General features: G+C 53.4%; 25 protein-coding genes. 14 read left to right on the top strand and 11 right to left on the bottom strand.

Features of this window, described 5'->3' with window-relative positions; all coding sequences use genetic code 11:
* The first annotated feature begins 42 nt into the window (after nt 1-42).
* Together F7231_RS06030 and F7231_RS06025 are read left to right on the top strand one after the other, a co-directional pair.
* The gene (locus F7231_RS06030; protein WP_166691289.1) at nt 43-933 is read left to right on the top strand and encodes a helix-turn-helix transcriptional regulator; all 891 of its coding nucleotides are present in this window, start codon (nt 43-45) and stop codon (nt 931-933) included.
* 66 nt (nt 934-999) lie between these two features.
* Nucleotides 1000-1737, top strand: a complete 738-nt coding sequence (locus F7231_RS06025; RefSeq protein WP_166691288.1) for an SDR family oxidoreductase — start codon at nt 1000-1002, stop codon at nt 1735-1737.
* 60 nt (nt 1738-1797) lie between these two features.
* Here the strand turns inward: F7231_RS06025 and F7231_RS06020 are convergent, their stop codons facing one another.
* Nucleotides 1798-2259, bottom strand: a complete 462-nt coding sequence (locus tag F7231_RS06020; RefSeq protein WP_166691287.1) for a GAF domain-containing protein — start codon at nt 2257-2259, stop codon at nt 1798-1800.
* Nucleotides 2260-2411: 152 nt separating this feature from the next.
* Here F7231_RS06020 and F7231_RS06015 point away from each other — a divergent pair, with 152 nt between their 5' ends.
* The 3 genes from F7231_RS06015 to F7231_RS06005 all read left to right on the top strand — a co-directional run bounded on the left by F7231_RS06015 (nt 2412) and on the right by F7231_RS06005 (nt 5496).
* Nucleotides 2412-2690 (top strand): hypothetical protein, encoded by a 279-nt coding sequence (locus F7231_RS06015; protein WP_166691286.1) that lies wholly within the window; start codon nt 2412-2414, stop codon nt 2688-2690.
* An 83-nt stretch (nt 2691-2773) separates the two neighbouring features.
* On the top strand, nt 2774-4246 hold the full coding sequence (locus F7231_RS06010) for an MFS transporter (protein ID WP_310589285.1): 1473 nt from the start codon (nt 2774-2776) through the stop codon (nt 4244-4246).
* 74 nt (nt 4247-4320) lie between these two features.
* Entirely contained in the window at nt 4321-5496 is a 1176-nt protein-coding gene (locus tag F7231_RS06005) for an acetyltransferase domain-containing protein (RefSeq protein WP_166691285.1), read from the top strand.
* An 88-nt stretch (nt 5497-5584) separates the two neighbouring features.
* Here the strand turns inward: F7231_RS06005 and F7231_RS06000 are convergent, their stop codons facing one another.
* The 4 genes from F7231_RS06000 to F7231_RS05985 form a co-directional block, all read right to left on the bottom strand.
* The gene (locus tag F7231_RS06000) at nt 5585-5971 is read right to left on the bottom strand and encodes a DUF779 domain-containing protein (protein ID WP_085412397.1); all 387 of its coding nucleotides are present in this window, start codon (nt 5969-5971) and stop codon (nt 5585-5587) included.
* A 39-nt stretch (nt 5972-6010) separates the two neighbouring features.
* Complete coding sequence (locus tag F7231_RS05995; RefSeq protein WP_166691284.1) at nt 6011-6322, bottom strand: EthD family reductase; 312 nt, start codon at nt 6320-6322, stop codon at nt 6011-6013.
* Between the two features lie 147 nt (nt 6323-6469).
* Nucleotides 6470-7984: an aldehyde dehydrogenase family protein gene (locus tag F7231_RS05990; RefSeq protein ID WP_166691283.1), complete on the bottom strand. Its 1515-nt coding sequence runs from the start codon at nt 7982-7984 to the stop codon at nt 6470-6472.
* A gap of 119 nt (nt 7985-8103) precedes the next feature.
* Nucleotides 8104-8619, bottom strand: coding sequence for an OsmC family protein (locus F7231_RS05985; RefSeq protein ID WP_166691282.1), 516 nt, complete (start codon nt 8617-8619; stop codon nt 8104-8106).
* Nucleotides 8620-9142: 523 nt separating this feature from the next.
* On the opposite strand from F7231_RS05985, the gene F7231_RS05980 reads away from it, so the two are divergent.
* Complete coding sequence (locus F7231_RS05980) at nt 9143-10075, top strand: AraC family transcriptional regulator (protein WP_166691281.1); 933 nt, start codon at nt 9143-9145, stop codon at nt 10073-10075.
* Between the two features lie 308 nt (nt 10076-10383).
* On the opposite strand, the gene F7231_RS05975 is transcribed toward F7231_RS05980, so the two are convergent.
* Nucleotides 10384-11784, bottom strand: a complete 1401-nt coding sequence (locus F7231_RS05975; protein WP_166691280.1) for a glycoside hydrolase family 140 protein — start codon at nt 11782-11784, stop codon at nt 10384-10386.
* 56 nt (nt 11785-11840) lie between these two features.
* A complete protein-coding gene (gene recF / locus F7231_RS05970) occupies nt 11841-12935 on the bottom strand; it encodes a DNA replication/repair protein RecF (RefSeq protein WP_085412403.1) in 1095 nt (364 codons plus the stop codon).
* Nucleotides 12936-13208: 273 nt separating this feature from the next.
* Between recF and pdhA the strand changes: the two genes are divergently transcribed.
* From pdhA to serS, 5 genes are all read left to right on the top strand, one after another.
* The gene (pdhA, locus tag F7231_RS05965; RefSeq protein ID WP_166691279.1) at nt 13209-14258 is read left to right on the top strand and encodes a pyruvate dehydrogenase (acetyl-transferring) E1 component subunit alpha; all 1050 of its coding nucleotides are present in this window, start codon (nt 13209-13211) and stop codon (nt 14256-14258) included.
* Between the two features lie 141 nt (nt 14259-14399).
* Entirely contained in the window at nt 14400-15092 is a 693-nt protein-coding gene (locus F7231_RS05960; RefSeq protein ID WP_166691278.1) for a tetratricopeptide repeat protein, read from the top strand.
* A 173-nt stretch (nt 15093-15265) separates the two neighbouring features.
* Nucleotides 15266-15757, top strand: coding sequence for a 6,7-dimethyl-8-ribityllumazine synthase (gene ribH / locus F7231_RS05955; RefSeq protein ID WP_085412406.1), 492 nt, complete (start codon nt 15266-15268; stop codon nt 15755-15757).
* A 119-nt stretch (nt 15758-15876) separates the two neighbouring features.
* Nucleotides 15877-17220: an aspartate kinase gene (locus F7231_RS05950; RefSeq protein WP_166691277.1), complete on the top strand. Its 1344-nt coding sequence runs from the start codon at nt 15877-15879 to the stop codon at nt 17218-17220.
* Nucleotides 17221-17460: 240 nt separating this feature from the next.
* Nucleotides 17461-18753 (top strand): serine--tRNA ligase, encoded by a 1293-nt coding sequence (serS, locus tag F7231_RS05945; protein WP_166691276.1) that lies wholly within the window; start codon nt 17461-17463, stop codon nt 18751-18753.
* Nucleotides 18754-18814: 61 nt separating this feature from the next.
* Here serS and F7231_RS05940 read toward each other — a convergent pair whose 3' ends face one another.
* Both F7231_RS05940 and F7231_RS05935 read right to left on the bottom strand, forming a co-directional pair.
* Nucleotides 18815-19066, bottom strand: a complete 252-nt coding sequence (locus tag F7231_RS05940) for a hypothetical protein (RefSeq protein WP_085412409.1) — start codon at nt 19064-19066, stop codon at nt 18815-18817.
* A gap of 123 nt (nt 19067-19189) precedes the next feature.
* Nucleotides 19190-20470 carry a DUF349 domain-containing protein gene (locus F7231_RS05935; protein WP_166691275.1) on the bottom strand — a complete coding sequence of 427 codons (1281 nt, stop codon included), beginning with the start codon at nt 20468-20470 and terminating at the stop codon, nt 19190-19192.
* Nucleotides 20471-20540: 70 nt separating this feature from the next.
* Here F7231_RS05935 and ettA point away from each other — a divergent pair, with 70 nt between their 5' ends.
* The gene (gene ettA, locus F7231_RS05930; RefSeq protein WP_085412411.1) at nt 20541-22208 is read left to right on the top strand and encodes an energy-dependent translational throttle protein EttA; all 1668 of its coding nucleotides are present in this window, start codon (nt 20541-20543) and stop codon (nt 22206-22208) included.
* Between the two features lie 143 nt (nt 22209-22351).
* On the opposite strand, the gene F7231_RS05925 is transcribed toward ettA, so the two are convergent.
* Complete coding sequence (locus F7231_RS05925) at nt 22352-23602, bottom strand: chorismate-binding protein (protein ID WP_166691274.1); 1251 nt, start codon at nt 23600-23602, stop codon at nt 22352-22354.
* A gap of 141 nt (nt 23603-23743) precedes the next feature.
* On the bottom strand, nt 23744-24142 hold the full coding sequence (locus F7231_RS05920; RefSeq protein ID WP_085412413.1) for a DUF1573 domain-containing protein: 399 nt from the start codon (nt 24140-24142) through the stop codon (nt 23744-23746).
* 281 nt (nt 24143-24423) lie between these two features.
* Between F7231_RS05920 and F7231_RS05915 the strand changes: the two genes are divergently transcribed.
* Together F7231_RS05915 and F7231_RS05910 are read left to right on the top strand one after the other, a co-directional pair.
* Entirely contained in the window at nt 24424-25749 is a 1326-nt protein-coding gene (locus F7231_RS05915) for a sensor histidine kinase (protein WP_166691273.1), read from the top strand.
* A complete protein-coding gene (locus F7231_RS05910) occupies nt 25721-26485 on the top strand; it encodes a response regulator transcription factor (RefSeq protein ID WP_229369683.1) in 765 nt (254 codons plus the stop codon). The genes F7231_RS05915 and F7231_RS05910 overlap by 29 nt, the downstream gene beginning before the upstream one ends.
* The last annotated feature ends 48 nt before the right edge of the window (nt 26486-26533 follow it).

Below are 26533 nucleotides of genomic sequence, written 5' to 3'. Positions count from 1 at the left end.
CCGCAACGGCTGCGGGCCGACAAATATCCCAGGTTTTAGCTTATGAATTTGGTTACCGCCGACCAGCCAGTACCCATCTATACACTCGAGCAAGATGCGCTACTGGCGGGTAAACTGTTTAGCATGGCTCGGTTTGAGGGAACACTGACCCACGAGTCGGATGTGCTGATTCCGCACCGGAAAGACTACTTTCTCTTCGCTTTTGTCCGGCGCGGCGAAAGCCGTCATTGGCTGGATATGACGCAGTACACAATCAGAGAGAATACGTTCTACTTCTTCGTCCCCAACCAACTGGTGGTGAAAGAAGAGCCCAAACCGATGTGGGCCACTGCCTTTGCGTTTACGAAGGAGTTTCTGGCCTTGCAGGAGAACGCGTCGCTGAGCGGGCTGCCGCTTATTCAGAATCCGCATAATGGTCACGAATTGTTACTTACGGATACCGATGTAGCCTTTGTAGCCGATATGATGGATAAGCTCTACGCCGAGCACCAGCGCCCCGGCGAGTGGCAACAGCGCATGCTGACGGCTTACCTGACCGTATTGCTAACGTACCTGAGCCGACTGTATACCGAACAGTTTGTGAGCAAGCCATTTTCGACAGATAAGCTGTTGCTGAAAAACTATCAGGCCAACATCAACGACCACTTTCGCGAGCTGCACCAAGTAAGCGAGTATGCGTCGCTGATCAATGTGTCGGCCGGACATTTGAGCGAGGTCGTGAAAGCCCAGAGTGGCCGACCAGCCATTACGCACATTCATGAACGACTGGTGCTGGAGGCCCGGCGTTTGTTGTTTCATACGCAGCATTCGCTGAAGGAAATCGCCTTTGAGCTTGGCTTTTCGGACGCTTCCTACTTCAATCGCTTCTTTAAGCGCGAAGCAGGCGTGACTCCGGCCGAGTACCGGGCCGCCATCCGTGAAATGTACCAGTAATGCCGGTATATGTGTGTCATCTGCCGGGCGGGGCGGCGGTAGTTTTGCCCCTCAAACAGATGAACTATGAAAAACGTACTTATTACTGGTGCTAACAAAAGCATCGGATTCGAAGCCGCCAGGCAGTTATTGCAACAGGGTTACTACGTGTACCTGGGTAGCCGGGATGAGCAAAAAGGTCAACAGGCGGTCGATCAGCTGAAGGCGGAAGGGCTGACCAATGTGGAGGTACTCGTCATTGATGTAGACAGTATCGACTCGATTAACGCCGCCCGTGAGGCGCTTGGTCAGAAAACGGCTGTGCTGGATGTGCTGATCAACAATGCGGGTATTAGCGGCGGTATGGCGCAACCGGCACTTGGCACAGACAGCAGCGTATACCGGGAAGTATTTAACACCAACTTTTTTGGGGTAGTTGACACCACACAGGCGTTCATCGACTTGCTGAAGCAATCAGCAGCGCCAAGAATCGTTAACGTCACCTCGGGCCTGGGCTCACTGACATTGCATAGCGACCCAAACTGGAAGTACTACCCAGTTAAAACCGCCTGCTATGGCCCGTCTAAATCGGCGCTGAATGCCTACACGATTGTGCTCGCTTACGAACTGCGCGATACCCCGTTCAAGGTAAACGCCGTCGATCCAGGCTATACCGCCACCGATTTCAATCACCATAGCGGTCCCGGTAGTGTGCCCGATGCCGCGGCCCGCCTGGTCAAAGCCGCTACGCTCGGCCCGGATGGCCCAACGGGACAATTTTTCAGCGATGACAATGCACCGGAGACGGGTATCAGTCCGTGGTAAACGCTAATAACGACTGGTTTCACTTACGCCGTATCTCCAGGATACGGCGTAAGTGGTAGTTTATAACTTCCGGCTGATGGCTTCGCCGAGTTGCATCAGGGCGGCTACTTCGTCGTCCGTAAAATCGTAGGGAACGGGTTTGGCGATGCCCAGGGTACCGTGAAGGTCGCCGTTGAGCAGCAGAGGTACGGCAATCGATCCTTCCACTTTGGTGTCGCGGGCAGCAGGCCGGGCCACCCCCGACTCGTCGGTCTGCAGGTTGCAGAGTTGAACGGCTTCGCGGCGCTCGGCGGCAATACCCGCCATGCCTTTGCCAATGGGAATCTGGCTGATTTTTGGCAACAGGAACTCAGGCATACCAGCGTAAGCAACCAGCGTCAGCAGGCCCGACGCGGGGTCAATACGGTGCAGGGTGCCGGTGGTGCAGTCGAACTGGGCGAGGGTCTGAGTCAGCAGCGCAGTCCAATCAGGCGTGTCGGTAGCCACCAGGTCGAGTAGCGAGTGGATGTTGGTCGTTGTCATGAGTTGAAAGTGATTTTAGAGGAAACGTTCTGTGGTCAGGTACGTTCCGGATGTTGAGTCAAAGGTATAGGACGGTAATTTGTGTTGAGTTGATTCAAACCATATTCAGGTACGTTGTATCTTAAGTCGTATTAACTAATCAACGTATTATCATGAAATCACTCACGTTTTCGATCGACCTCAAATCTGTAGCGCTTGGCGTTGTACTCACAGGGGGATTACTCACCCTGGTTAACTTCAAACCATCGGACAACCCCGCACAGGAGCCGGTGAGCCAAAACCGTCGATACCAGGCTATAACAGGTGACAAGGGAACGATTATTCTGGACACTCAGACCGGAAAATTCCTGACGTATCCTTATTCGCTCGTGAAGGTCAAATGGGATAAAGGTGATTTCAACACAATCCAAGAGACGCCGGAGAGAAAGTAGTTGACTAATGCACCCCGTTGCTAATAAGCCAAACAACGGGGCTGATTGGGGGGTTACGAACTAACCCTTTATGTTATCGCTCTGTGGTATCCGACACAACTCTTTCTCTCCCTGCTACACCCAATAAGTGGCTGGTGCTGGCTACGCTGGCTTTTGGCACCTTCATGGCAACGCTCGATAGCAGCATTGTCAATATTGCCCTGCCTACTATCCGGCGCGAACTCACCGCGGGCGACAACGTAGAATGGGTGGTGCTTAGCTACCTGCTCACCACCACCAGCACGCTGCTGATCATGGGGCGACTGTCTGACTGGCTGGGCCGCCGACCCATGTACATTACCGGCTTCGGCATATTCGTGCTGGGGTCGCTGTTGTGCGGGTTGTCGTGGAATGTGCTTTCGCTGGTTTGTTTCCGGGTGGTACAGGGGCTGGGCGCGTCGATGATTTTCGCCATTGCCCCCGCTATTATTTCCGACACGTTTACCCCCAAAGAACGCGGTCAGGCCCTGGGGCTGATGGGTGCTATTGTGGCGGCGGGTTCCAGTACGGGGCCGGTGGTGGGGGGCTTGCTACTGGGAAAATTCGGTTGGTCGAGCATCTTTTTCGTGAACGTACCCATTGGCCTGATCGCCATCTGGCGTGCTTCGGTGGTGCTGCCCAAAAGCCCGAAGTTACCCCGCCAGCCGTTTGATCTGGTGGGTGCCGGGCTGTTTCTGGTGGGCGTAACCACCCTGCTGACCGGTCTCGATTTTGGCCCCGAAGCCGACTACGGCTGGCGACATCCGCTGGTGCTGGGTTTGCTGGGCACTGGCTTTGTGCTGCTGGGCCTGTTTTTCTACTGGGAGGGTCGCACGCCATCGCCCATGCTGCAACTGAGTTTGTTCAGGGTTCGGCCCTATACCACCGCTATCCTGTCGGCCTGGCTGGGCTTCGTAGCGTCGGGCGGCAACCTGTTTATCATCCCCTTTTTCCTGCAACAGCTGCTGGGCTTTTCGCCGCAAACGGCTGGTCTGGTGCTGTTGTCGGGGCCGCTGACGCTGAGTATCGTTGCACCGATTGGCGGCTACCTGTCGAGCCGGGTCAGTACCCGCTGGCTGGCGAGTACCGGGCTGGTGTTGGCGGCAGCGGGCTATTTTTCGTTCTCGTTCCTGCAAACTGACTGGAGCTGGCATAACGTAGTGTGGCGGAGTGCATTGGTCAGTTTCGGCTTTGCGCTGTTTCAATCGCCAAACAGCAGTAGCGCGCTCAACGCGGCGCCACTGGCCCAGCGTGGTATTGCCAGCAGCGTTATTGCCTTTATGCGAAACATGGGGCTAGTAGTTGGTATCGCGCTCTCGGCGGCAGTTTGGTACAGTATCCGGAACTACTACGCGCAAACAAACAACGTTGATCCGGCTAGCCCAATGGCGCAGCTGACGGGGATGCGGTTCGTGTATTGGGTCATGACCGGTCTGGTGCTGACGGCCGCGGCCATTTCGTTTTCGCGGGGAAAAGCCGTTTGCACACCCGAACCCGCCGACGTACCCGGCGAAGGCGTGTCGACGCTGGCGGGGTAATCAGGGCAGTCGTAACCCGCAACAACGTACTGTAGTCAAAACTTTCGCATCTTGTCGGTGCTATTCCTATCGACATGAAACGACTCGCTACCATCGACACGGTACGTGGGCTGGTTATGGTGATTATGGCCCTGGATCATGTCCGTGACCTGCTCCATAGCCCCGCCCTCACCCAAGACCCCACCAATCTATCCACGACCACCGCGCCTGTTTTTCTGACGCGCCTCATTACACACCTGTGTGCCCCGACGTTTGTATTTCTGGCAGGTACATCGGTGTATTTGTCGACGCACAAAGCGGGCAAACCGACAGGCGAGGCGCTGACAGAACGGAGCCGGTTTCTGCTGAAGCGGGGATTGGTATTGATTTTGCTCGAGCTCACCCTGATCAATTTTGCCTTCTGGACTGATCTTCAATTCCGGACAATGATGCTGCAGGTGATCTTCGTGATCGGTGTGGGGCTGGTGCTGCTGTCGTGGCTGATCCGCTTTCAGGTACGTACCCTGCTCATTGTGGGGATAGCCATCATCTGTTTGCACGACCTGTTGCTGCTGGTGCCAACGTTCGCAAGCCCGGCGGCGCGCCTCGGCTGGGCGTTGCTGTTCAGATCTGATTTTCTGCCGATCAGCCCCCAGTTCGGGTTGCTGGTTGCGTATTCCATCGTGCCGTGGTTCGGTATCATGCTGGCTGGCTACGGATGCGGTCCTTTATTCAGCAAATCGTTGGCCGACCGAAAAGCACAGCTTGTCAAACTCGGACTGGGTTCGTTGTTGCTGTTTGCTGTCCTTCGCTTCATCAACGTGTATGGCGATGCAGCGCCATGGTCGGTGCAGAAGAGCACCCTGTTTACAACGTTGTCGTTTTTGAACGTCAGCAAGTACCCGCCGTCGCTACTCTACGCAGCTTTGATGCTGGGCGTCATGTTTTTATTGCTAGCCCTCTGGGATGGGGCCGACAACTGGCTGACCCGGCGGCTGCGCGTTTACGGAAAAGTGCCGCTGTTCTATTACCTCATCCACTGGTATCTGGTGAAAGGGGCTATGATAGGCATGGTACTGATGCAGGGCTATGCCATCAGCGATATGCCCATCGGCACGCTGAGTTTCGGCCGGCCGGCAGGGGCGGGGGTAACGTTGCCCGTTGTGTATGCCGTCTGGCTGGGGTTAGTCATCGCACTCTACCCGATCTGCGCGTGGTATGGCCGCTACAAAGCCGGACATCCGGACGTAGCCTGGACGAGGTATATCTGATTAGTGTATTGGGGATTGGTTGCTGACGCACGTGTTTGGTCCGGCGTCAGCAATCAAGTTCGCACTCTTCTAATTTCCCTCTCTATGATCAATTTCCGCCAAAATGCGTGGGTGTGAGGTGCGCCAGTTCGTCGTCTTCGAAGAGGCGCGAGCGGATCAGAAACCGGATGCCCATCGGAATTTCAAGCGAAAAACTCGCGCCGCGGCCTGGCGTAACGTCGATGGTAAGGTGCGTATGTTGCCAGTACTCAAACTGACTCTCGGCCATCCAGAAGTCGCAGCCCTCAATGTTGCCCAGCCACACATCTGACTGCCCCACGATGAAGTCGCCTTTCTCGAAACACATGGGCGACGAGCCATCGCAGCAACCGCCGCTCTGGTGAAACATCAGCTCGCCGTGGCGCTCCTTAAGCTGGGCAATTACATCAGCCGCCGCCGGCGTAACGTCAATGCGGGATATGGTTTTGGTTGTCATAAGATACTGGGGGCTAACTTCAGCCTGCTTGCTTACTAATTAACGTACCTGGCAAATTTGGGTTTGCGGCTCTACATCGGTGAAATTAGGAATATCACCCAGTAGTTCGGCGCCGTGCTGGTCCATCCCTTTCTGTAGCTCATCCATTGTGTTGAACGTCAGGCTAGTAATCATGGCGTAGGGCGGGAGTGTGCCCGGTGCGCCACCAGCCAGCCCTTCACGCATATCAACGCTGAGCAGACCCATCGTCGAGAGGCGCGCTTTGACCAGTGGCGTATGGGTGTTGAGGTAATACGCCATGTCGAATTGACTATCGGCGGTTTTCGGGTATAAAACAGTGAGCGAGACCATGGGTCAGGATGTAAGGGGTGAACGAACTAACGGGCAAAGTAACACAGGCTTCAATCTGTTTACTGGTGCGAGCGCAACTGATGCTACTGGTTCAGGCTATCGCGTCAGTAAACAGGCTGAAGCCTGTGTTACATACTGAATTATTCGTTAAAAGAAGCCCAGCTTCTGTTTGCTGTAAGAGATCAGCAGGTTCTTCACTTGGCGGTAGTGGTTCAACATCATCAGGTGGTTTTCGCGACCGAAACCTGATTTTTTATAGCCGCCAAACGGCGCGTGGGCTGGGTAGTCGTGGTAGCAGTTCACCCACACACGACCCGCCTGAATCTGCCGGGGAATGGTATACAGCTCGTGCGCATCGCGTGACCAGAAGCCCGCGCCAAGACCGTAAAGCGTGTCGTTGGCGATGGCAACCGCTTCGTCGGCGTCTTTAAACGTCGTTACCGACAACACCGGACCGAAGATCTCTTCCTGGAAAATCCGCATTTTGTTGTGGCCTTTGAAGATCGTTGGCTGAATGTAGTAACCACCCTCAACGCTATCGGCGGGGCCGCCACCGGTCAGCACTTCGGCGCCTTCCTGCTTGCCAATGTCGATATACGACAGAATTTTCTCGTACTGGTCGTTGCTGGCCTGTGCACCCATCATGGTGTCGGCGTCCAGCGGGTGACCCAGCTTGATCGCTTTGGTGCGGGCAATAACGCGCTCGATAAACTTGTCGTAGATGTCTTCGTGGACCAGTAACCGCGAGGGGCAGGTACAGATCTCACCCTGGTTCAGGGCAAACATCACGGCACCCTCTACGCACTTGTCGAAGAAATCATCGTCGGCATCTCCCACTGATTTCATGAAAATGTTCGGCGATTTGCCGCCCAACTCCATCGTTACCGGAATCAGGTTCTCCGAGGCGTACTGCATAATCAGGCGGCCCGTCGTAGTTTCGCCGGTGAACGCCACTTTGTTGATCCGCTTGTGCTGCGCCAGCGGTTTGCCTGCTTCGGGGCCGAAGCCCTGGATGATGTTGATCACGCCCGCCGGAACAATGTCTTCCAGCAGTTCCATCAGTATGGTCAGTGATGTTGGCGTTTGCTCGGCGGGCTTAATCACCACGCAGCAACCGGCTGCCAGCGCCGGGGCTAGTTTCCAGGTAGCCATCAGCAGGGGGAAATTCCAGGGAATGATCTGGCCTACCACGCCAACCGGCTCTTTAATAATCAGGGACAAGGTGTCGGCATTGAGTTCAGTAGCCGATCCTTCTTCGGCCCGAATCACCCCCGCGAAGTACCGGAAGTGGTCAACGCAAAGTGGTAAGTCGGCTGCCATCGTTTCGCGCAGGGCTTTACCGTTTTCAACGGTCTCCACACGAGCTAGGAACTCCAGATTTTTCTCAATTACATCGGCAATCTGCAGCAGCACTTTGCTCCGCTCGGTGGCCGACGTTTTGCCCCAGGTGTCGAAGGCTTTATGGGCGGCATCAACGGCAAGATCAACGTCTGCCGCCTTTGAACGGGGCATTTTCGCGATCAGGCTGCCATCGACAGGCGAGGTATTCTCAAAATATTCACCATCAACGGGTGGTACCCATTTGCCACCGATATAGTTGTCGTAATGTGACTTGAATTTGGGGCGATTAACGTGAGTTTCTACTTGCTCAAGGGTTTCCATGTAGACGATTGAATTTAGTTGATAATTGAATCGTCACAAAGTTTGCTTGAATTGTTCAAAGAAAGTTGAGCGATTGTATCGCCTGTATGCACAATCCTATCAATGTGCAGACCTGCCAATCAAGATGCTGACAGGGTCTCAATGCATAAGGCCAGGGCGGGTGGCTGTTGGAGTGTCTGGTAAATAACGCAGTATTGTTTGGTCAGGCTCACCAGCGTCTCGATCTGTTCCGGACTGGCGTCGGTGTCCAGTTCAAACGTAAGCCGAATGGCCTGAAACCCAACCGGCGCTTCATTGGCAACGCCCAGCGTACCCCGAAAGTCAAGATCCCCCTCTGCCCGCACCACCCCGTAATCGATGGCGATAGTCATAGCTGTGGCTACTGCTTTGAGGGTCACGCCCGCACAGGCTACCAACGCTTCGAGCAGCATATCACCCGAACATGCCTGATTGCCCGTGCCGCCGGTAGCCGGATGCAGCCCTGCTTCAACAAGCGCCCTAGCCGTCGATACGTTGCACGACACTTTGTTTCCTACAGTTCCCTCGGCCCGAAGCGTAAGCAGGGCTGCCTCGGGCTGTTGCTGATACTGCTCTTTTAAGGGTGCCTGAATGGCTCGAAGCTGATTGGTTGTCATGGATTAGAAATAGGTTAGGCAAATCGAGTTTATTAAAACACGGATCAACATGCTGGTTGGTTACCGGGGCTTACTTGGTGTGGTAGAAGCCGTAAGTCGTTATGGTCTACCCCATTACCGGCCATTTTTCTGTTGGTCAGCGCTATTGGAGAAATATTTTGTATCGATAGTATTACTTTCAAAAAAGTATTTAATACTTTTGATGCAGGTTTTACTACTTTCATTTAGGTGGAACACCGCACGAAAACAAGCAAACAAGTAGGGCTGGTATGAACAGGATCGGTCATACCAGCTGGAAATAAGCTTTCTCAAATAGGTTAGTTGTACAGACAAAAGCCATCTTCGTTGAGGATGGCTTTTTTTATACTTGCGTGTTGAACCAGGCAGGTGAATGGGCGACTGGAAAAAGACTTTACATATAATAAATAGAAATATAATGGTAAAGTCGCACGCTTAAACCCTTATATTTCAAGTTATCATCCTAGACGAACAACGCTTCTAAGCCCTTAGTATACGGATATTTATGAAAAGCACACAAGTAGCTCCGTTCGATATTTCCCGTCACTTGCACGCCCGGCGGCTTGAACAGGAAGTAGAGAACCGGACTGCCTATACAATAGATACTGCTGAACTGAATATCTACGAAACCCACCACGTTGCCGAGAAAATTGAGCTGACGTTCAATACGCCGGTGCTGGCGAGCATGATTCGGGGCAAAAAGGTGATGCACTTATCAGGGACGCCCTCGTTCGATTTTTTCCCGGGCGAATCCGTTATTGTGCCTGGTCAGGAAACCATGCGAATCGACTTCCCGGAGGCACGTACCAACAACCCGACACAGTGCTTGGCCCTGGCCATTGCGCCCGATAAAGTGAAGCAGGTGACTGATATGCTCAATGACCGTACGCCCCTGATCGACAATGCGCAGGGCTGGCAGTTTGGGCAGCGCAATTTTTTCCTGACTAACGACGAGCCGATTCACCAACTCATTGCCCGCCTGATTTATATCTTCACAGAAAACAACAAAGCCAAAGAGGTCTTTGCCAATTTCGTATTACAGGAATTAGTGGTCCGCCTGATGCAAACCCAGGCGCGAACGCTCCTGCTGGGGCCCGACACGGCGTCGGCGAGTGTAAACCGGCTGGCCTACGTAGCGCAGTACATCAACAAGCACCTCAACCGGGCCCTACACATTAAGGAACTGGCCGATCAGGCTTGCATGAGCGAGCCTAACTTCTACCGGATTTTTAAGCAGACATTCGGTATAACGCCGGTCGATTACATTAATCAGCAGCGTATTGCTTTGGCTTCCAGGTTGTTACGGACAACTAATCGTTGTCTGGCCGATATAAGCCTGGAATGTGGCTTTAATAACCTGACGTACTTTATGAAGCTATTTCGCCGCGAAATAGGTACGTCGCCCTCGCAATACCGCAAACAGATTCCGTTGGCCTGAGGCCTGGAATGGCTCCGCAGGCTTGTTGAAAAAAGGTGGTTGGGTAGGTACCAATGAAACAGGCACGCAGTATGACTGTGTGCCTGTTTTGTAGTAATCTATAAAGCAATAGTCTCAGATAAACAGATAGTGGTTTGACTCAGCTATCTGTCTCTGATGGATTATGTAGCCAGTTAAGTAGTCGACACAAGATGCGCCTATGTGTATGTACTTAACGGTGGTAAAATTGCTTTTTATCAAGATAAGTTAGACTGGTATAAACCCTAATTTATTGCCTGCTGGGGTTTACACTAGGCTTCGGTTAGGTGTCAGGGAGCCAGGCGCGGAGCGGCGTACTGTTTAGCTGCATCATCGAGCACCAGCACCCAATCTTGCCCGTAACCGGATGAAGGCGGACTGAAACGATACTGCCCTTTGTTGGGCAACGTACCCGCCGCTTTTACCTCGCCCTGCCGGGGGTTAACCCAATAAGCTGTCAGTTGATTACCCGACAACGTACCCAGTTTCACGGTGAATGGTTTGCCGGCCGCTGTGTAGATAAAAGCATAGTCATTGCCCCGCGTTGCCTGAATGCGCTCAGCAGCCGGGTATGTGGCCTCAATGATGAGCGATTGGTCGGGTACACGGTCGAGCAGCGGGCGCGACTCCATCAGTTGCCTTACGAACCGCATCTGGTTGGCGGCGGGTAACTCCAGCGCTTCGGGCCAGTACACATGGGGTCCGTTCACCGCCGGGCGGCTGGCGCTGTACATTTGCCAGATGTCGTGGCAGCCATACGTATGCCCATGTGCCCCCGCAAATAAGTCAAGGTAGGCGTACTTGCGTACGTCGTAGGCATTGGACGTACCCAGGTCTTTGGCATTGAAACAGACCGGATGGTCTTCGTAAATCGGTTCCGCGTCCATCGTTGGGCGGGTAGGTTTCCGGTTGTACGCTGCCGTAATGTGATCGTAGACCGGGGTATCGCGGCAGTGCCCGTTCTGGTGCATGTTGAAATCCAGCCAGTTGTCGTTGGCGAACCACTTCACTGCCCCTCCGTCTGTACCGTTTGGCTGGGGGTGGAAACTAATCAGTGCCCTGTCGGCTCCACCCACGCCTGCCTCGATGCCCTCGGCCATAGCCCGCCAGATCGCCACGTCCTGCGACCCGTCGCGCGGGTTACGGTCGCCGCCAACGATCCAGATAATGTTCCGGCGGTTTTTGTAGCGTTCGCCGATCCAGCGCCCGTAGGTTCGGGCATTTTGCGGGTTGAAAATCTCGGGGCCATTCCCCCACGAGTTTTTGAATACCTTGTCGCCCCAGGTTGGCAACAGACCAATGACCAGTCCGTTTTCAGCGGCTTTGTCAATGATGTAGTCAACGTGCTTAAAATAAGCCTCATTAGGCTTCGTCGGGTCGTTGTTGAGCAGCGGTGTTTCGCCGTAGGGATTTGGCTCTTTCAGCCCGTCGAATTCCGCCAGTGCCACTGCCTGAATAACCGTGAAGCCCTGCTCGGCCCGCCGTTTCAAATACCGATCAGCCTCTTCGCGGTTCAGCCGGTGAAACAGTTCCCAAGCCGTATCGCCCATGTAAAAAAAAGGCGTGCCGTTAGCCTGAACCAAGTATCGCTTGTTGTCCGACACTTTCAGCGGTCCGTTGATCCTGTTTGTCTGCGCAACAGCAACAAGCTGTAAGGCCAGCAACCCAGCCAGAAGAATAGAGCGTTTCACGATAGGAGAAGAGGTCTGGTACACGGCTAAAAGCAGCGCCGGGCCTGTCAATACTACTAGCTAACTTCCTTCCCGATTCGAAAGTAACGAACATCGCTCTGTACCGATGCCAGCAGGTGCTGGGTACGTTCGGGGCGGGCGTCGGTAATGAATAGCTGCCCAAACGCACCTTCATCGACCCGTTGGATGAGTTTGGCAATCCGTCCATCGTCGAGTTTGTCGAATATATCGTCGAGGAGCAGAATGGGACGGGTTTGTTTTTCAGTTTGCAACTGGTCGAACTGGCCGAGTTTGAGAGCGATAACAAATGTTTTTTGCTGCCCCTGCGAGCCAAATCGTTTCAGCGAAATGCCATCGATCAGAAAATCGAAGTCGTCGCGGTGAACGCCCATCGTGGTGCGTTGCATGGCTACATCGCGGCTGCGGTTCTGGACAAACAGGTCGTCGAAGCCCATCTTATCGAGGTCCGAGTCGTACAGGATAGTTACAGCTTCGCGGCCGTCGCTCAGGTACGTATAGTGCGCCTGCACGCTGGGCAGCAGATCGGCGATGAACCGTTTGCGCCGGTCGTGAATCCGCTGACCAATATACAGGAGTGGTTCATCATAAGTATCGAGCAGGTCGTGGTCAACGTTGCGGCGGTCGGCAAAGAGTTTCAGCAGGCTGTTCCGCTGCTTCAGCACGTGCTGGTACTGTAGGTAATCCTGCAAGTAATCGGGATCGAGTTGGGCCAGCACACCATCGACAAACTGACGGCGGTCTTCGCTATGTTCGCGCACCAGGTCAGTATCATTGGGGGCCATCAGAACAACCGGAAAACGGCCAATATGCTCACTGACACGGTCGTACGGTTTTTTGTCGGCCAGAATGGCTTTGCGTTGCCCCCGTTGCAGGCTGATAGTGATCTGCGTAGGCCGGTCGTGTTTCACGAAGGTGCCATCGAGGATAAAATAATCTTCATTATGGGTTACGCTTAGGGCATCAAGCGACTGAAAGGCACTTTTCGAAAGCGCCAGAAAGTAAATAGCGTCGAGAAGGTTGGTCTTGCCGCTTCCGTTTGGCCCCACAATTACGTTTACCTGCCTGCTGAACGTGAAGAGTGCATCTTCGTAGTTTTTAAAATTGGTCAGGCTCAGTTTGTCGAGATACATAGAATGAATCGAAGGAAGTCGGAAGAAGTGCTAAAGCAGGAAAGGCAAATACAGTGGTCTGTAGTGAGTTTGGTAGGGTAGCAGTGTGTTGCGTATCGTCGATACGCGGTTGGATAGCCTTACTTCTGACTTTCCATACTTAGCACTCGGCACTTCTTCCGACTTCGTCCATTTATTCGTACTTTTGCGAGCATTTTGCCCGGAAATAGCAACAAAGATACGTTCCCTTTGTTCGGCAGATAACCGGGTAGCTACCCTCTACTAAGGATACACATGGCAACCGTCAAAGACAAGGCTCCCGCCGCAAAAAGCAACGGAAAGGCAACTCCAACCAAAACACAGCACCCCAAAGAGCGGTACATGTATTGGTACGAGTCAATGCAACTTCAGCGGAAGTTTGAAGAAAAGGCCGGGCAGCTCTACGGGCAACAAAAAATCAAAGGCTTCTGTCACCTCTACATTGGTCAGGAAGCCTGTTCGTCAGGTTCATATTCAGCCCTGACCCCCGACGATAAGTGGATCACCGCATATCGCGACCACGGCATCCCACTTGCCCTTGGCTCTGATCCCAAAGCCGTAATGGCCGAATTGTACGCCAAGCAAACGGGTTCATCGAAAGGAAAAGGCGGATCGATGCACATCTTCGATAAGTCAGTCAATTTTGTGGGCGGACATGGTATCGTTGGCGCACAGATTCCAATGGGTGCTGGTATCGCGTTCTCCGAAAAGTATAACAAGACAGGCAACCTATGCATCTGTTTCTTCGGTGACGGAGCGGTGCGGCAGGGTGCCCTTCACGAGGCGTTCAACATGGCCATGCTGTGGAAACTGCCCGTGATTTTTGTGGTGGAGAACAACGGCTATGCCATGGGTACGTCAGTAGCCCGCACGTCGAACGTAACGGAACTGTATACGATTGGCGAATCGTACGACATGCCGTCTGAGCCTGTCGATGCGATGGAAGTAGAAGCGGTTCACGAAGCAGTTAGCCGCGCCGCAGAACGTGCCCGTGCCGGTGAAGGCCCCACGTTCCTGGAGTTCCGTACGTATCGGTACCGGGGTCACTCTATGTCTGACCCACAGAAATACCGGAGCAAAGACGAAGTTGAGCAGTACAAGCAGCGTGACCCGATCGAAAACGTTCGTCAGCACATTCTGACCAATGGCCTGGCTACTGAAGAGGAGTTGACCGCCATTGATCAGAAGATCAAGGCAACGGTCGATGAGTCGGTGAAATTTGCTGAAGAGTCGCCCTACCCACCTACCGAGGAAGCGTTTAAAGACGTGTATGTACAGAAGGACTATCCATTTTTGATGGAGTAATCAGAAACCTGTATTTCTGGTCTGTTAATTGATAGTATCCTCTTTACGGAGCAATGTGAAAAATAGGGTGCGTTAAGGTCAACTCATTGATACAAAACGTCAAACTTATTTCTTACTTTTGCCCCTCAAATTGCAATTTGTATGAGCAAGAAGAACGCGGGTTTAGAATTTATTGAAGATCCCGACGCACTGGCAGGCCGCCTGGAAAAGGCCGAAGATTTTTTTGAGATGAACCGCAACCTCATTTTTGGGGTGGTTGGTGCGCTTGTACTGGCTGTTGCCGGGTACTTTGCCTACCAGTACTTCCAGGGTGAGAAGAACACGGAGGGGCAGGATAAGCTGTTCAACGCCGTGTACAAATTCGAACAGGATTCGCTGCAACTGGCCCTAAACGGAAAAGGTGCCATGCCTGGCCTGCTGGCCGTTGCCGATGATTATAGCGGAACGAAAGCCGGTAATCTGGCCCACTTCTACGCAGGAACTGCCTTACTGAAAGAAGGAAAGTTCGATCAGGCAATTGAGCAGTTGAAAGATTTCAGTTCATCTGATTTGCTGGTGCAGGCCCGTGCCTACGCGCTGATCGGCGACGCCTACTCTGAGAAGAAAAGCTACGCTGAAGCTGCCGAATATTACGAAAAGGCGGCTGAGTACAAGCCAAACAAGTTTTTCAGTCCTGGCTACCTGCTGAAACTGGCTATTGCCCAGGAGAACGCAAAGGTCAACGATAAAGCCATTGACGCGTATCAGCAGATTCTGGACAAATATCCAGAAACGGCTGAAGCTGTTAGTGCCAAGAAATATAAATCCGTGCTCGAAGCGCAAAGCGGCGAGTAGTCAACCGGGTACGTATTAGTATGAATACACAAAGGGACGAAGCCGTAACAAGGTTCGTCCCTTTTTTAGTTTGATGTTTATGGTTTGAGGTTTGATGTTGCGCTGCCTAGGCACGTAACCAGACCCAGGCAGCGCAACATCAAACCTCAAACCATAAACATCAAACTAGTAAAATGTCTTCTGCCGATAAAAACCTCAGCGTCTTTGCCGTCAATAACCTACCCGACGTTAGCGGACGTCGCTTTGCCCTGGTGGTAGCCGAATGGAACAGTGAGGTGACCGAGGCCTTGTATCAGGGAGCCTACGACACCTTGATCCAGTATGGGGCCACCGCCGATAACGTGTTGCGTGGCAACGTACCTGGCAGCTACGAGCTGACGACAGCCGCCCAATGGTTCGCCGAGCGGACCGACATCGATGCCGTTATCTGTATTGGCTGCGTTATTCAGGGCGAAACCAAGCACAACGACTACATCAATCACGCGGTAGCGCAGGGGCTGACAAACGTGAGCCTGAAGACGGGTAAACCCGTAATTTTTGGGGTACTCACTCCTAATAACCAGCAGCAGGCCCTTGACCGGGCGGGCGGCGTGCATGGCAACAAAGGTGATGAAGCCGCCATGACAGCTATCAAGATGCTGGGATTGAAAGAAACCATTAACTAATAAGAAGTCTTCGAGCTTCTATCTTCCCGTTTCTGTTGCGCTGAAAACGGAGCAATACGTGCCTTTTCAGGGTATTAGGAGACGGAGGAAAGAAGACCAAAGACATAAATTTAACTTTCATGCACGTTTGGAAATTTGGCGGCACCTCGGTTGGAAAGCCGGAGCGGATGCACTCGATTCGTAATTTGATTACAGCCGATTCTACCCGGAAAGTAGTCGTGTTGTCAGCACTGTCGGGTACAACCAATGCGTTATTGTCGATTGGCGAGTCGCTGAAAAGCAACGCCGAAGAAGAGGCATTCGAGAAAATTGAGCATCTGAAAGCGCATTACGACAGTTTTGTGCGGGAACTGTTCAACACGTCGGAAGGACTGGCTGCTGGTCAGCGGATCATTTCGAACGAGTTCTCGTTCCTGCGGTCGCTGACCCGGATCAAGCCGTTCACGCTGAAGCAGGAGAAAGAGCTGGTGGCTGAAGGCGAACTGCTGAGCACTCAAATTTTTGCCGCGTATCTGACCGAAGAAGGTGTACCATCGGTGCTGCTGCCGGCGCTGGAGTTCATGCGCATCGATGCCGACAACGAGCCCGAACTGGGCGTGATCGACCAGAACCTGCGGGAGATGCTGCCACCTCATGCAGATAAGCAGATCATTGTTACCCAGGGTTTCATTTGCCGGAATCCACGCGGCGAAGTTGATAACCTAAAGCGGGGCGGCTCTGATTATACCGCGTCGCTGATTGGTGGGGCTATTCGGGCTGAGGAAATCCAGATCTGGACAGACATCGACGGGATGCACAATAATGATCCACGCATTGTGAAGAAGACGTTCCCGATTCGCGAACTGACCTTCGACGAGGCGGCTGAGTTGGCCTATTTCGGGGCTAAAATCCTGCATCCGTCGACGATCACGCCCGCCAAGATGCGCGGTGTACCCGTTCGGCTGAAAAACACAATGGCTCCCGAAGCCCCCGGTACATTGATCACGGATAAGCTCAGTGAAGGAGCTCAGAACGGGCAGGTATTTAAAGCCATTGCGGCTAAGGATAATATTACGGCCTTGTACATCCATTCAACCCGGATGCTAAATGCCTATGGGTTCCTGCGGCGTATTTTCGAGATTTTCGAGCGTTTCAAAACGCCAATCGATCTGATCGCTACCTCGGAAGTGTCGGTGTCGGTGACGATCGATAATATTGAGAACCTGGCTGCTATTCAGGCTGAGCTTGGTCAATTCTGCGAGATGGAAGAGCCTGACTACGATCAGACGATCATCTGCATTGTGGGTAATTTCAGTTCCGACCATCCGGGCATTGCGTTGAAAGTGCTGAAAGCACTCGAAGGCATTCCGATCCGTATGATTTCGTATGGTGGTACCGAGCATAATATTTCGCTGCTGATTCATGGTCAGTACAAAGCCCAGGCCCTGAATGCATTAAACGACAGTCTGTTTGTAAACGTATAAGTTCGTCAGGCCAACAGGAGTGCAGGTGTTCCGCAGATGCCCCTGTTGGCCTACTCGAACCCATACCCTGACTGGGATTTATGATCCTGACGGCTGTGGCTGTAAGCAAAAGGCAACTGCTGGGATTTTAGCAATCCCCTGACAGCATTCGTTGACTAGACGGCCGACGGTATATTGCCGCTACTTCCCTCAAAATGAAGAATTTATCGACGTGGTCAAGCGTCTGATTACCATAAGCTAATGCTACAAATTCCATTCATCCGCGAGAATAAAGACCTGGTATTGGCCGGGTTGCAGAAACGTCATTTCGCCGGAGCCGATACGGTTGTCGAGCAGTTGCTGGCGCTCGATCAGCAGCGCCGCGATACGCAGAAAGAGCTGGACGATACCCTGGCCCGGCAGAATGCCATCGCCAAAGAGATTGGTCAGCTAATGAAGACCGGTCAGAAAGAAGCCGCCGACGCCGCCAAGGCCGAAACGACCACTCTCAAGGAGTTGTCGAAAGTACTGGGCGAGCAGTTGACCGGCTTTGAACAGCAGGTGCAGGCCATTCTGGTTACGGTACCCAACATTCCCCACAGCAGCGTTCCTGAAGGACGTACCCCAGATGATAACGAGGTGGTTCTGGAATGGGGCAACAAGCCAACATTACACGCTGGTGCCGAGCCGCACTGGGACCTGATCAAACGGTTTGGCCCCGGTAGCAGCCCCATGATCGACTTCGACCTGGGCAACAAGATTGCAGGGGCTGGTTTCCCCGTGTACAAAGGACGGGCGGCCCGTTTGCAACGTGCGCTGATCAATTTTTTCCTGGACCAGGCGCTGGCCGCCGGGTACGCCGAAGTACAGCCGCCGATCGTTATCAACGAAGATTCCGGCTTTGGGACTGGACAATTGCCTGACAAAGAAGGGCAGATGTACTACGCTGATGCCGATAAACTCTATCTTATTCCTACGGCTGAGGTGCCCATTACCAACCTGTATCGTGATGTGATGGTAGCCGAAAGCGATCTGCCCATCCGGAACGTGGCCTATACGCCCTGTTTTCGGCGCGAAGCAGGATCATGGGGTGCCCACGTGCGTGGGTTGAACCGGCTGCATCAGTTTGACAAAGTAGAAATCGTCCGAATCGAGAAGCCGGAGGATTCGTATGCAGTACTCGAAGAGATGAGCCAGCATGTGCAGGGCTTGTTGCAAGTGCTTGGCTTGCCTTACCGCGTGTTGCGTTTATGCGGCGGTGATATGGGCTTCACGTCGGCTCTTACCTATGACATGGAGGTATGGTCGGCCGGGCAGGGGCGCTGGCTGGAGGTAAGTTCGGTGAGTAACTTCGAGACATATCAGGCAAACCGACTCAAGTTGCGCGCAAAACTCGATGGCGCTAAACCAACGCTCTTGCACACCTTGAATGGTTCGGCGCTGGCACTGCCACGTATTTTGGCCGCCATTCTGGAAAACAACCAAACACCCGAAGGCACGATCCGCATCCCTGCGGTGCTGGTACCATACTGCGGGTTTGACGTAATCGATTAACGTAATGCGGACTTTAACCCGTACTACCGCACAAGGAGTACAGGCTGAGGCCCGCGTTATGTCAGCAATCGCATGAATAGTTGGCGTAGCCGGGGTAATTTGGCGAAAGCCGTCCGGCGATGCTGATGACGCGGTCGAGGGGAATGTGTTGGCCATCAGCCAGGTCGAGCGTATCGAAGTCATTTTCGTGACTAACGCCCAGTACCATCGCGTCTGTCTTAATGAACTCGTTCAGATCGGTGAGGTATTCAATGCGGACAAATTTCCGTGGCTCAATGGCGGCGCGGAAATCAGACAGATCAGTGGTTTTCATACCAGTACATGTTTACACTAGCTTCAGGCTTTGTGAAGCCATTCATAGAGTAAACAAAGAGAGCCGGTCGGATAGTTGCGAAGACTATCCGACCGGCTCTTGTATTAAAGTAGCGTACCCAGCCTATTCTGCAGCAGCAAGGGCCCGGTGAAAATCGCGCAGGATCACCTCCTTCATGGCAATTTTCCGTTTCTGGGTATTGATCTTGTTCAGAATCTGCTTGTCTTCGGGGTTCTCGGGGTCAAGGCTGTCAATGTCCTGCATGGAAAACTGGAGGTCGCTTTTCTCCCGCTTGACCAGGTATTCCAGTTCGCGGATTTTGGTCCGTAGCTGTTCGGCCTGGCTCTTCAGGCTGAAAGCCGGGTACTTCCGGTCTAGCACCCGACCGAGGTAGCTAAGCTCAAAAATCTTGTCGCAGGCGGCCCGGAACTTCTCGTTCACGGCTTTATCCTGCATCTTGAATGGCACCTTGATTTCCTTCCAGGCGTTGAGCAGCTCCTTAGCCCGGTTGGCCGAAGCGAAGATCTGCGAATCAGGTACTTTCGATAGCTGTTCGGCCTCATCGGCCATCTTCATTTGTTGCTCAATCCGTGGGTCGATCCGTTTCTGAATAACGATACCCTTCGCATTGTTATACTTCTCGAAGACGTACTGCACCGTGCGCTTGAATCGCTTATGGAGTTTGCCACCTTTCTTGATGGGCACTTCGCCAATGTTTTTCCAGGCGTTGTTTAACCGCCTAACTTCTTGATAAACAACATCGAGGTCAGGGTTGCGAACGGCCCGCTCAACCAGTTTGATCATCTCCTCGTACTGGTCGAGACGCTCCTGGATAACCTTATTCTGCTCGTTGAAAAACTCGCGGCGACGCTGGAAAAAGCCATCGAGTAACCCCTGAAATTGCTCTTCTATTTCCGCCTCGATACTTTTATCTACCGGTCCGGTTTTGATCCATTTCGTTTTGATTTCCTGGAGTGCTTCAGCGGTTGGCTTCCAGTCATCGCTGCTGGCAATCACCTCAGCCTCACCGATTAGCGCCCGCTTAATCTCCAGATTCTTCAGTTGGTTGGTGTGAATCAGGCCCGATAAAATGTCTTCGAGTTGGTCGAGACGATCGAGCAGGGGAGGGAAGTCGCCAATGGCATCAAAACTGATTAATTTGCGCCGTAGCTGAAGCAGTTTGGTCAGGTATGAGCCTTTGTTTTGCGCCTCGGTAACCTCTTCTTCAAGTTGGGCAACCTTACTCTGGGCGATAACAAAGCGGTTTTTAAAGTAATCGAGCGCTTCCTGCTCTGTTCGTTTAACTTCGCCGATCTGGCGGTCTGGATAGTCGAGATAGCCCTTTAAAAATACCTTTCCGTCTTCGACGTAACCGTATTCGTCTACCAATGAAGCATTTTCCATTTTTCCTTACTGAAGGGTTCTTGCGAGGGTTAATTAACGATATTTGCCCAACCACAAACATAGTCAAAAAATGAGCCAGGAAACGATTATCTTTTCTATGGCGGGTGTAAGTAAAATTATTCCCCCCAACCGACAAATCCTAAAGAACATCTACCTTTCATTCTTTTACGGGGCCAAAATAGGCGTGCTGGGACTCAACGGTTCTGGTAAATCTACTCTCTTACGTATCATCGCCGGCATCGATAAAAGTTACAACGGAGAGGTCGTCTTCTCGCCCGGTTACTCGGTCGGAATGCTTGAGCAGGAGCCCCAGTTAGACCCCACCAAAACGGTGCGCGAAGTCGTTGAAGAAGGGGTGCAGGAGATCGTTGACCTGCTGAAAGAATTTGATCAGATCAACGAAGCCTTTGGCGACCCCGATGCCGACTACGAAAAGTTGGGTGCCCGCCAGGCCGATGTGCAGGAGAAACTGGATCATTTCAACGCCTGGGAACTGGACACGCGCCTCGAGCGGGCGATGGATGCCCTGCGCACGCCTCCGTCTGATGCCCTGATTGCCAACCTGTCGGGAGGTGAAAAGCGGCGTGTAGCGTTGTGCCGCCTGCTGCTTCAGGAGCCCGACGTCTTGCTGCTCGACGAACCAACCAACCACCTTGATGCTGAATCGGTGTTGTGGCTGGAAGAACACCTTCGGCAGTATAAAGGCACGGTGATCGCCGTAACCCACGATCGCTACTTTCTGGATAACGTGGCGGGCTGGATTCTGGAGCTCGATCGGGGTGAAGGGATTCCCTGGAAAGGTAATTACAGCTCGTGGCTCGATCAGAAGCAGCAACGGCTGGCGAAGGAGGAGAAAACTGAATCGAAGCGGCAGAAGACCCTTCAACGCGAGTTGGAGTGGGTACGTATGGCGCCCAAAGCGCGTCAGGCCAAGTCGAAAGCGCGTTTGGGGGCATATGAGAAGATGCTGGATGAAGATGCCCAACAGCGCGAAAGCAAGCTGGAAATCTTTATTCCACCAGGACCCCGGCTGGGTAGTAAAGTTATTGAAGCGCAGGACGTGGCGAAAGCGTTTGGCGACCGGCTGTTGTTCGAACACCTTGAATTCAAGCTACCGCAGGCAGGCATCGTCGGTATCATCGGGCCTAACGGCGCGGGTAAAACGACCCTTTTCAAGCTCATCACAGACAAGTACAAACCCGATGCTGGTACGTTTGAAGTGGGCGAAACGGTGAAGGTAGCTTATGTAGATCAAGAGCACGACGGACTCGATCCTGAAAAGACCGTATACCAAACGATCGCTGACGGTAACGACTGGATTATGCTGGGCGGCAAACAGGCCAACGCCCGGGCGTACTGCAGCCGCTTCAACTTTGCCGGGGCCGATCAGGAGAAGAAAGTAGGTACGTTGTCGGGAGGTGAGCGTAACCGCGTTCACCTGGCCATGACCCTGAAAGAAGGGGCCAACCTGCTGCTGATGGATGAACCAACCAACGATCTGGACGTGAATACGTTGCGGGCGTTGGAGGAAGGTCTGGAAAATTTTGCCGGGTGCGCCGTTATCATCAGCCACGACCGCTGGTTCCTCGACCGGGTAGCTACGCACATCCTGGCTTTTGAAGGCGATTCGCAGGTGTACTGGTTCGAAGGTAACTTCTCGGAGTACGAAGAAAACCGCCGAAAACGCCTGGGCAACGATGCCACACCGAAGCGCATTCGGTACAAGAAACTGGCGTAGTCGGGCAGCTAGCCCTATTGCAAAGAGAGCCAGCGCATGTGCGCTGGCTCTCTTTGCAATAGGGCTAGGCCATTGTGTGTAGCCGAGTCATGTCTATGTCAACAGCTCAGGGTAAATCCTGCATTTAGGCTATCCGTGACGTATTACCCGCGCATGCCGCGCAGGAGCGTTTGGCACTTCATTTCTGTCTCGAGCCACTCTTTCTGAGGGTCTGAGTCTTCAGTGAGGCCGGCACCAGCGTAAAGCGTCGCCGTTTTTCCTGCCAGCGCTAAACAGCGGATATGCACGTATAATTGGCTGGCTCCGTCGATATTGACCGGGCCAACGAAACCGGCGAAAAATCCGCGGTCGTGCTGTTCATGGGTTTGAATAAAATCAAGTGCCTCAGGTCGGGGCATGCCGCATACCGCCGACGTAGGATGTAACAGCCGCAACATAACCGTGCCCAACTGCGGGAAATTAACTGCTTTGGTATCGACGGTGTACTGCGTGCAGAGGTGCATCAGATTACCGGCCTGTGCTGTTTTTGGCCCTTCCTCCAGGTATTCGCGCAGCCGTATTTTTTTGAAACAGCCAATAATATACCGGCTTACCAGAGCCTGTTCTTCAATCTCTTTCTGCGACCAAAGGGCATCAGCAGTCCGTTTCATCACCCCGTCCGGCGTGTAGGCAGACTGGGTTCCGGCCAGCGCCACGGTCTTAAAGATCCCTTCCGGATCAACGCTTACCAGCCGTTCAGGTGTGGCCGATAACCAGACCTGAGCCGGGCGACCACCAGTACCTTCCGGAAGCCAAACAGCCGAGACGAAAGCGGTTGGGTAAGCTGCGCACAGCCGGTCAAACAACGTAACGACGTCAGGTTCGTCAGCAAACTCAATAGTTTTGGTGCGCGACAGCACCACTTTCCAGAAACGGCCAGCTTGCATGGCTTCGACGGCCTGGGCTACCGTGTCTTCAAAAATCGCCTGTGCGTCGGGGCTTGGCAACTCGGTGAAGCTACTGGCCGGGCTTGTTGTAGCGGGTTGTCGGGCGGTTAGGTACGTTGCTTCGTCGAAAGCGCGGGTAGCCTCGGTGTCGGGCGTAGGGCAGTATGTGAGCTGATCGGCGGCGTCGAGCACTACATGGCGGTCAGCATGCAGGTAAAACGCGCGGGCAAAATCGCTGGCTGGTGCATCGAAAAGACCGATGGCGAAACCGGATGGCCGCTCGTCTAAATCGATTGGCTGCTGCTCGGTGAGCGGGTCGCCCAGGTGAACGATCAGGTGTTTTTCCGGTTGATTCGGTAACCGCCACAGGGCAGCAGGATTGCCGGTGGTCCGGGCGGTTTGCCAGAGTTGGGAAAGCGTGTATGTTAACGGAACCGTAGTAACAGCGTTGGCAGATGAAGCAGTCATGAGCGCAAATAGGTGCAAAAGGACCTGTCTGCTTTCTTAACAGTTTGCAACTGGGTTTGGTGCTAAAAATAAACCCAGTCCTGTCCGAAATGGCTAGAGCTGGGTTTTAAAGCAGGAACGGCGGAATAACCGCATCGGTCATTACCGACCGCTTGTTGAATTGCTTTCGGCAACCACTTCGCCTTTGAAGGACAACGTAACCGGACCACCTTCGGCGTTTGATTCCACGTAGACGGTTTTGCTGAACGTACCCAGGCTGGCCGCGTTGAAAGTCGCTTTGATTTGCCCCGTAGCTCCTGGCAATACCGCTTCTTTCGGCCACTCAACGCCGGTGCATCCGCATGACCCCTTGGCGTAGGTCACCACTAAGGGGGCTTCGCCTTTGTTGGTGAACGAATACGAGACAGTCACCGGTTTACCCTGTCGGATTTTGCCAAAGTCATGCGTGGTGCTGGTCCAGCCGAAAGCGGCGGCCAGCGTGTGGGCCATTACGGTACCGGCCAGCAAAAGGGCCGAGAAAAGAAGCATAGTCTGTTTCATAAAAAACTGATTGATAGGTGATTGCCTGCCGGGCAGGTTGTCTGCTCAGTTGCTGCATCAAAGGTATTGACTAGTCGATGCGTTTCTTGTTAATGGCTGGTTATCAGTTGTTAATGAAATGTTAAAGGTGAGCCTTAGGCGATAAATAGAAAACGCAGAATGACCGAAAAGCGTACTTTCGTGGACAGGTGATCAACTGATAAAACCGATTTGCTTTTGTATTGACAACCTGGTTCAGTAGACACAGACTACCTGACTCTCATACTTAGACCCGTTCCCTTGTGTCCCGCTCGCTGATCCGTCTTCTTGTTGTGCTCTCCGTGATGGCCATCGTGGGGATTCTCACGGTGCAGGGTAGCTGGCTACGGCGGGCCTATGCGCTGGGCGAGCGTCAGTTTCGCCAAACGGCCTTCGTGGCGCTTCAGGAAGTGGCTGATGAGGTGGCCCGGCTGAATAACATCCGGCAGACCCGCTCAGCCGTGACGCAGCTCTCCCCCGACTATTTCGTGGTTCGTACGGATGCGCCGATCGATCCTGTTCTGCTGGAGCATTATTTGCAGAACGCTTTCCGACGACATCGCCTGCTGACTGATTTTGAATATGGTATCTATAATTGCGAGGACGAACAGATGGTCTACGGCGCTTATGTCAGTTCGCACGGTACCCGGCCCATGCAGGCCGAGCAGCTTGTAAGTCGAAAACAGGTGCTACCAAAAATTCGGGGGTATACGTATTATTTCGAGATCCGCTTTCCGGGGCAGGTAGGCGTAGTGGCCGGTCAACTCGATGGCTGGATTGCCTCGTCGGTAGCCGTGGGGCTGGTGGTGCTGCTTTTTGGGTATACGCTTTGGGTGGTGCTTCGCCAGCGCCGCCTCACCGAAATACAGCGCGACTTTATCAACAACATTACCCACGAACTGCAAACACCCGTATCTACCCTGCGCATTGCGGCGGGCGTATTGCAACAGCCCGATATGGCACAGCAGCCCGATCGGCTGCGGCAGTATGCCCGCATAGTGAATGAAGAGACCCTGCGCCTGCAACAGCAAATTCAGAACGTGCTGCAACTCGCCCGCCGTCGGCAAACGGGTTTCGCGGAGGTACGTACCCAACTTGACCTCAATGAGGTCATGACCTCGCTGGCTCACGAGTATACGCCATCCCTCCAACTGGATCTCCAACCCGACCCCGCGCTTATCCTCGCCGACCGGTATGCACTCGAGACGCTGTTACGAAATCTGGTCGATAATGCCCGGAAATATTGTACCGTGCCCCCTCATATTGTCTTGCAGACACGTACCCAGCAACAACGGCTGATCTGGTCAGTGACCGACAATGGGATTGGTATCGCCAAAGTGCACCAACGCGCCGTTTTTCGGCAATTCTATCGCGTGCCAACAGGCGACGTACATAACGTAAAGGGCTTCGGGCTGGGTTTGTACTACGTTCGGCAGGTGGCCCGCGCGCATGGCTGGCGGCTTCGACTGGTCAGCATGCCGGGGCAGGGGAGTACATTCGAGTTCAGTAGTCCCCTACGCACATCTGCCGGAACCGAATTGCCGCGTAAACAGACCGTAGATGGTACTGTCACTGATTATCGTGTATAACATTTCGATGCTTACAGCCCTGCCACCACGCGCCCGAATTTTATACGTTGAAGACGATATCAACCTCAGTTTCGTTACCCGCGACAACCTTGAGGCCGCCTGTTTTGCCGTGCATCAGTGCACAAATGGGGTCGAAGGCTGGGCAGCTTTTCAGACCCAACCGTTCGATCTCTGCCTGCTCGATGTTATGTTGCCGCACACAGACGGCTTCACACTGGCCCGGCAGATTCGCGCCGTCAACACCGACGTACCTATTCTCTTTTTAAGCGCCCGCATCGATCGGGCCGACCGCCTGACTGGCCTACGCTTAGGGGCAGATGATTACTTAACAAAACCATTTAGCATCGACGAGTTGCTCCTGAAAATCGACGTGTTTCTGAAACGGAGCAGGGCCACAACGTCGTCTGTAGCCCAGGTACGCTCTCCGCCAGCGCTTCCTGCTCTGGGTACGTACCTGTTCGACCCGGCTAATTTGACTCTCCAGCGCGCTGGTCGGGTAGCTACGCTCACGCAACGGGAGTCCGATGTGCTGGCTTTCTTGCTAGCCCGGTCAAATGTCGTTGTCAGACGAGAGGAACTCTTACGGGCCATCTGGGGAAATGATGATTACTTCATGGGTCGTAGCCTGGACGTGTTTATTTCCCGGCTTCGAAAACGATTAGTCAGTGATCCTGCCGTTCGTATTGAGAGTGTACACGGCGTTGGATTTCGGCTGGTGCTTCCAGCTGTTTTATAGACGAGATCGCGGCCGGAATCGTTAGGGAATGTGATGCCTGCGGGTATC

The organism is Fibrivirga algicola (genome assembly GCF_011742925.1).
GTDB lineage: Bacteria > Bacteroidota > Bacteroidia > Cytophagales > Spirosomataceae > Fibrella > Fibrella algicola.
The sequence above is the reverse complement of the archived record's forward strand: the minus strand, read 5'-3'. Positions and strand labels throughout refer to the sequence as shown.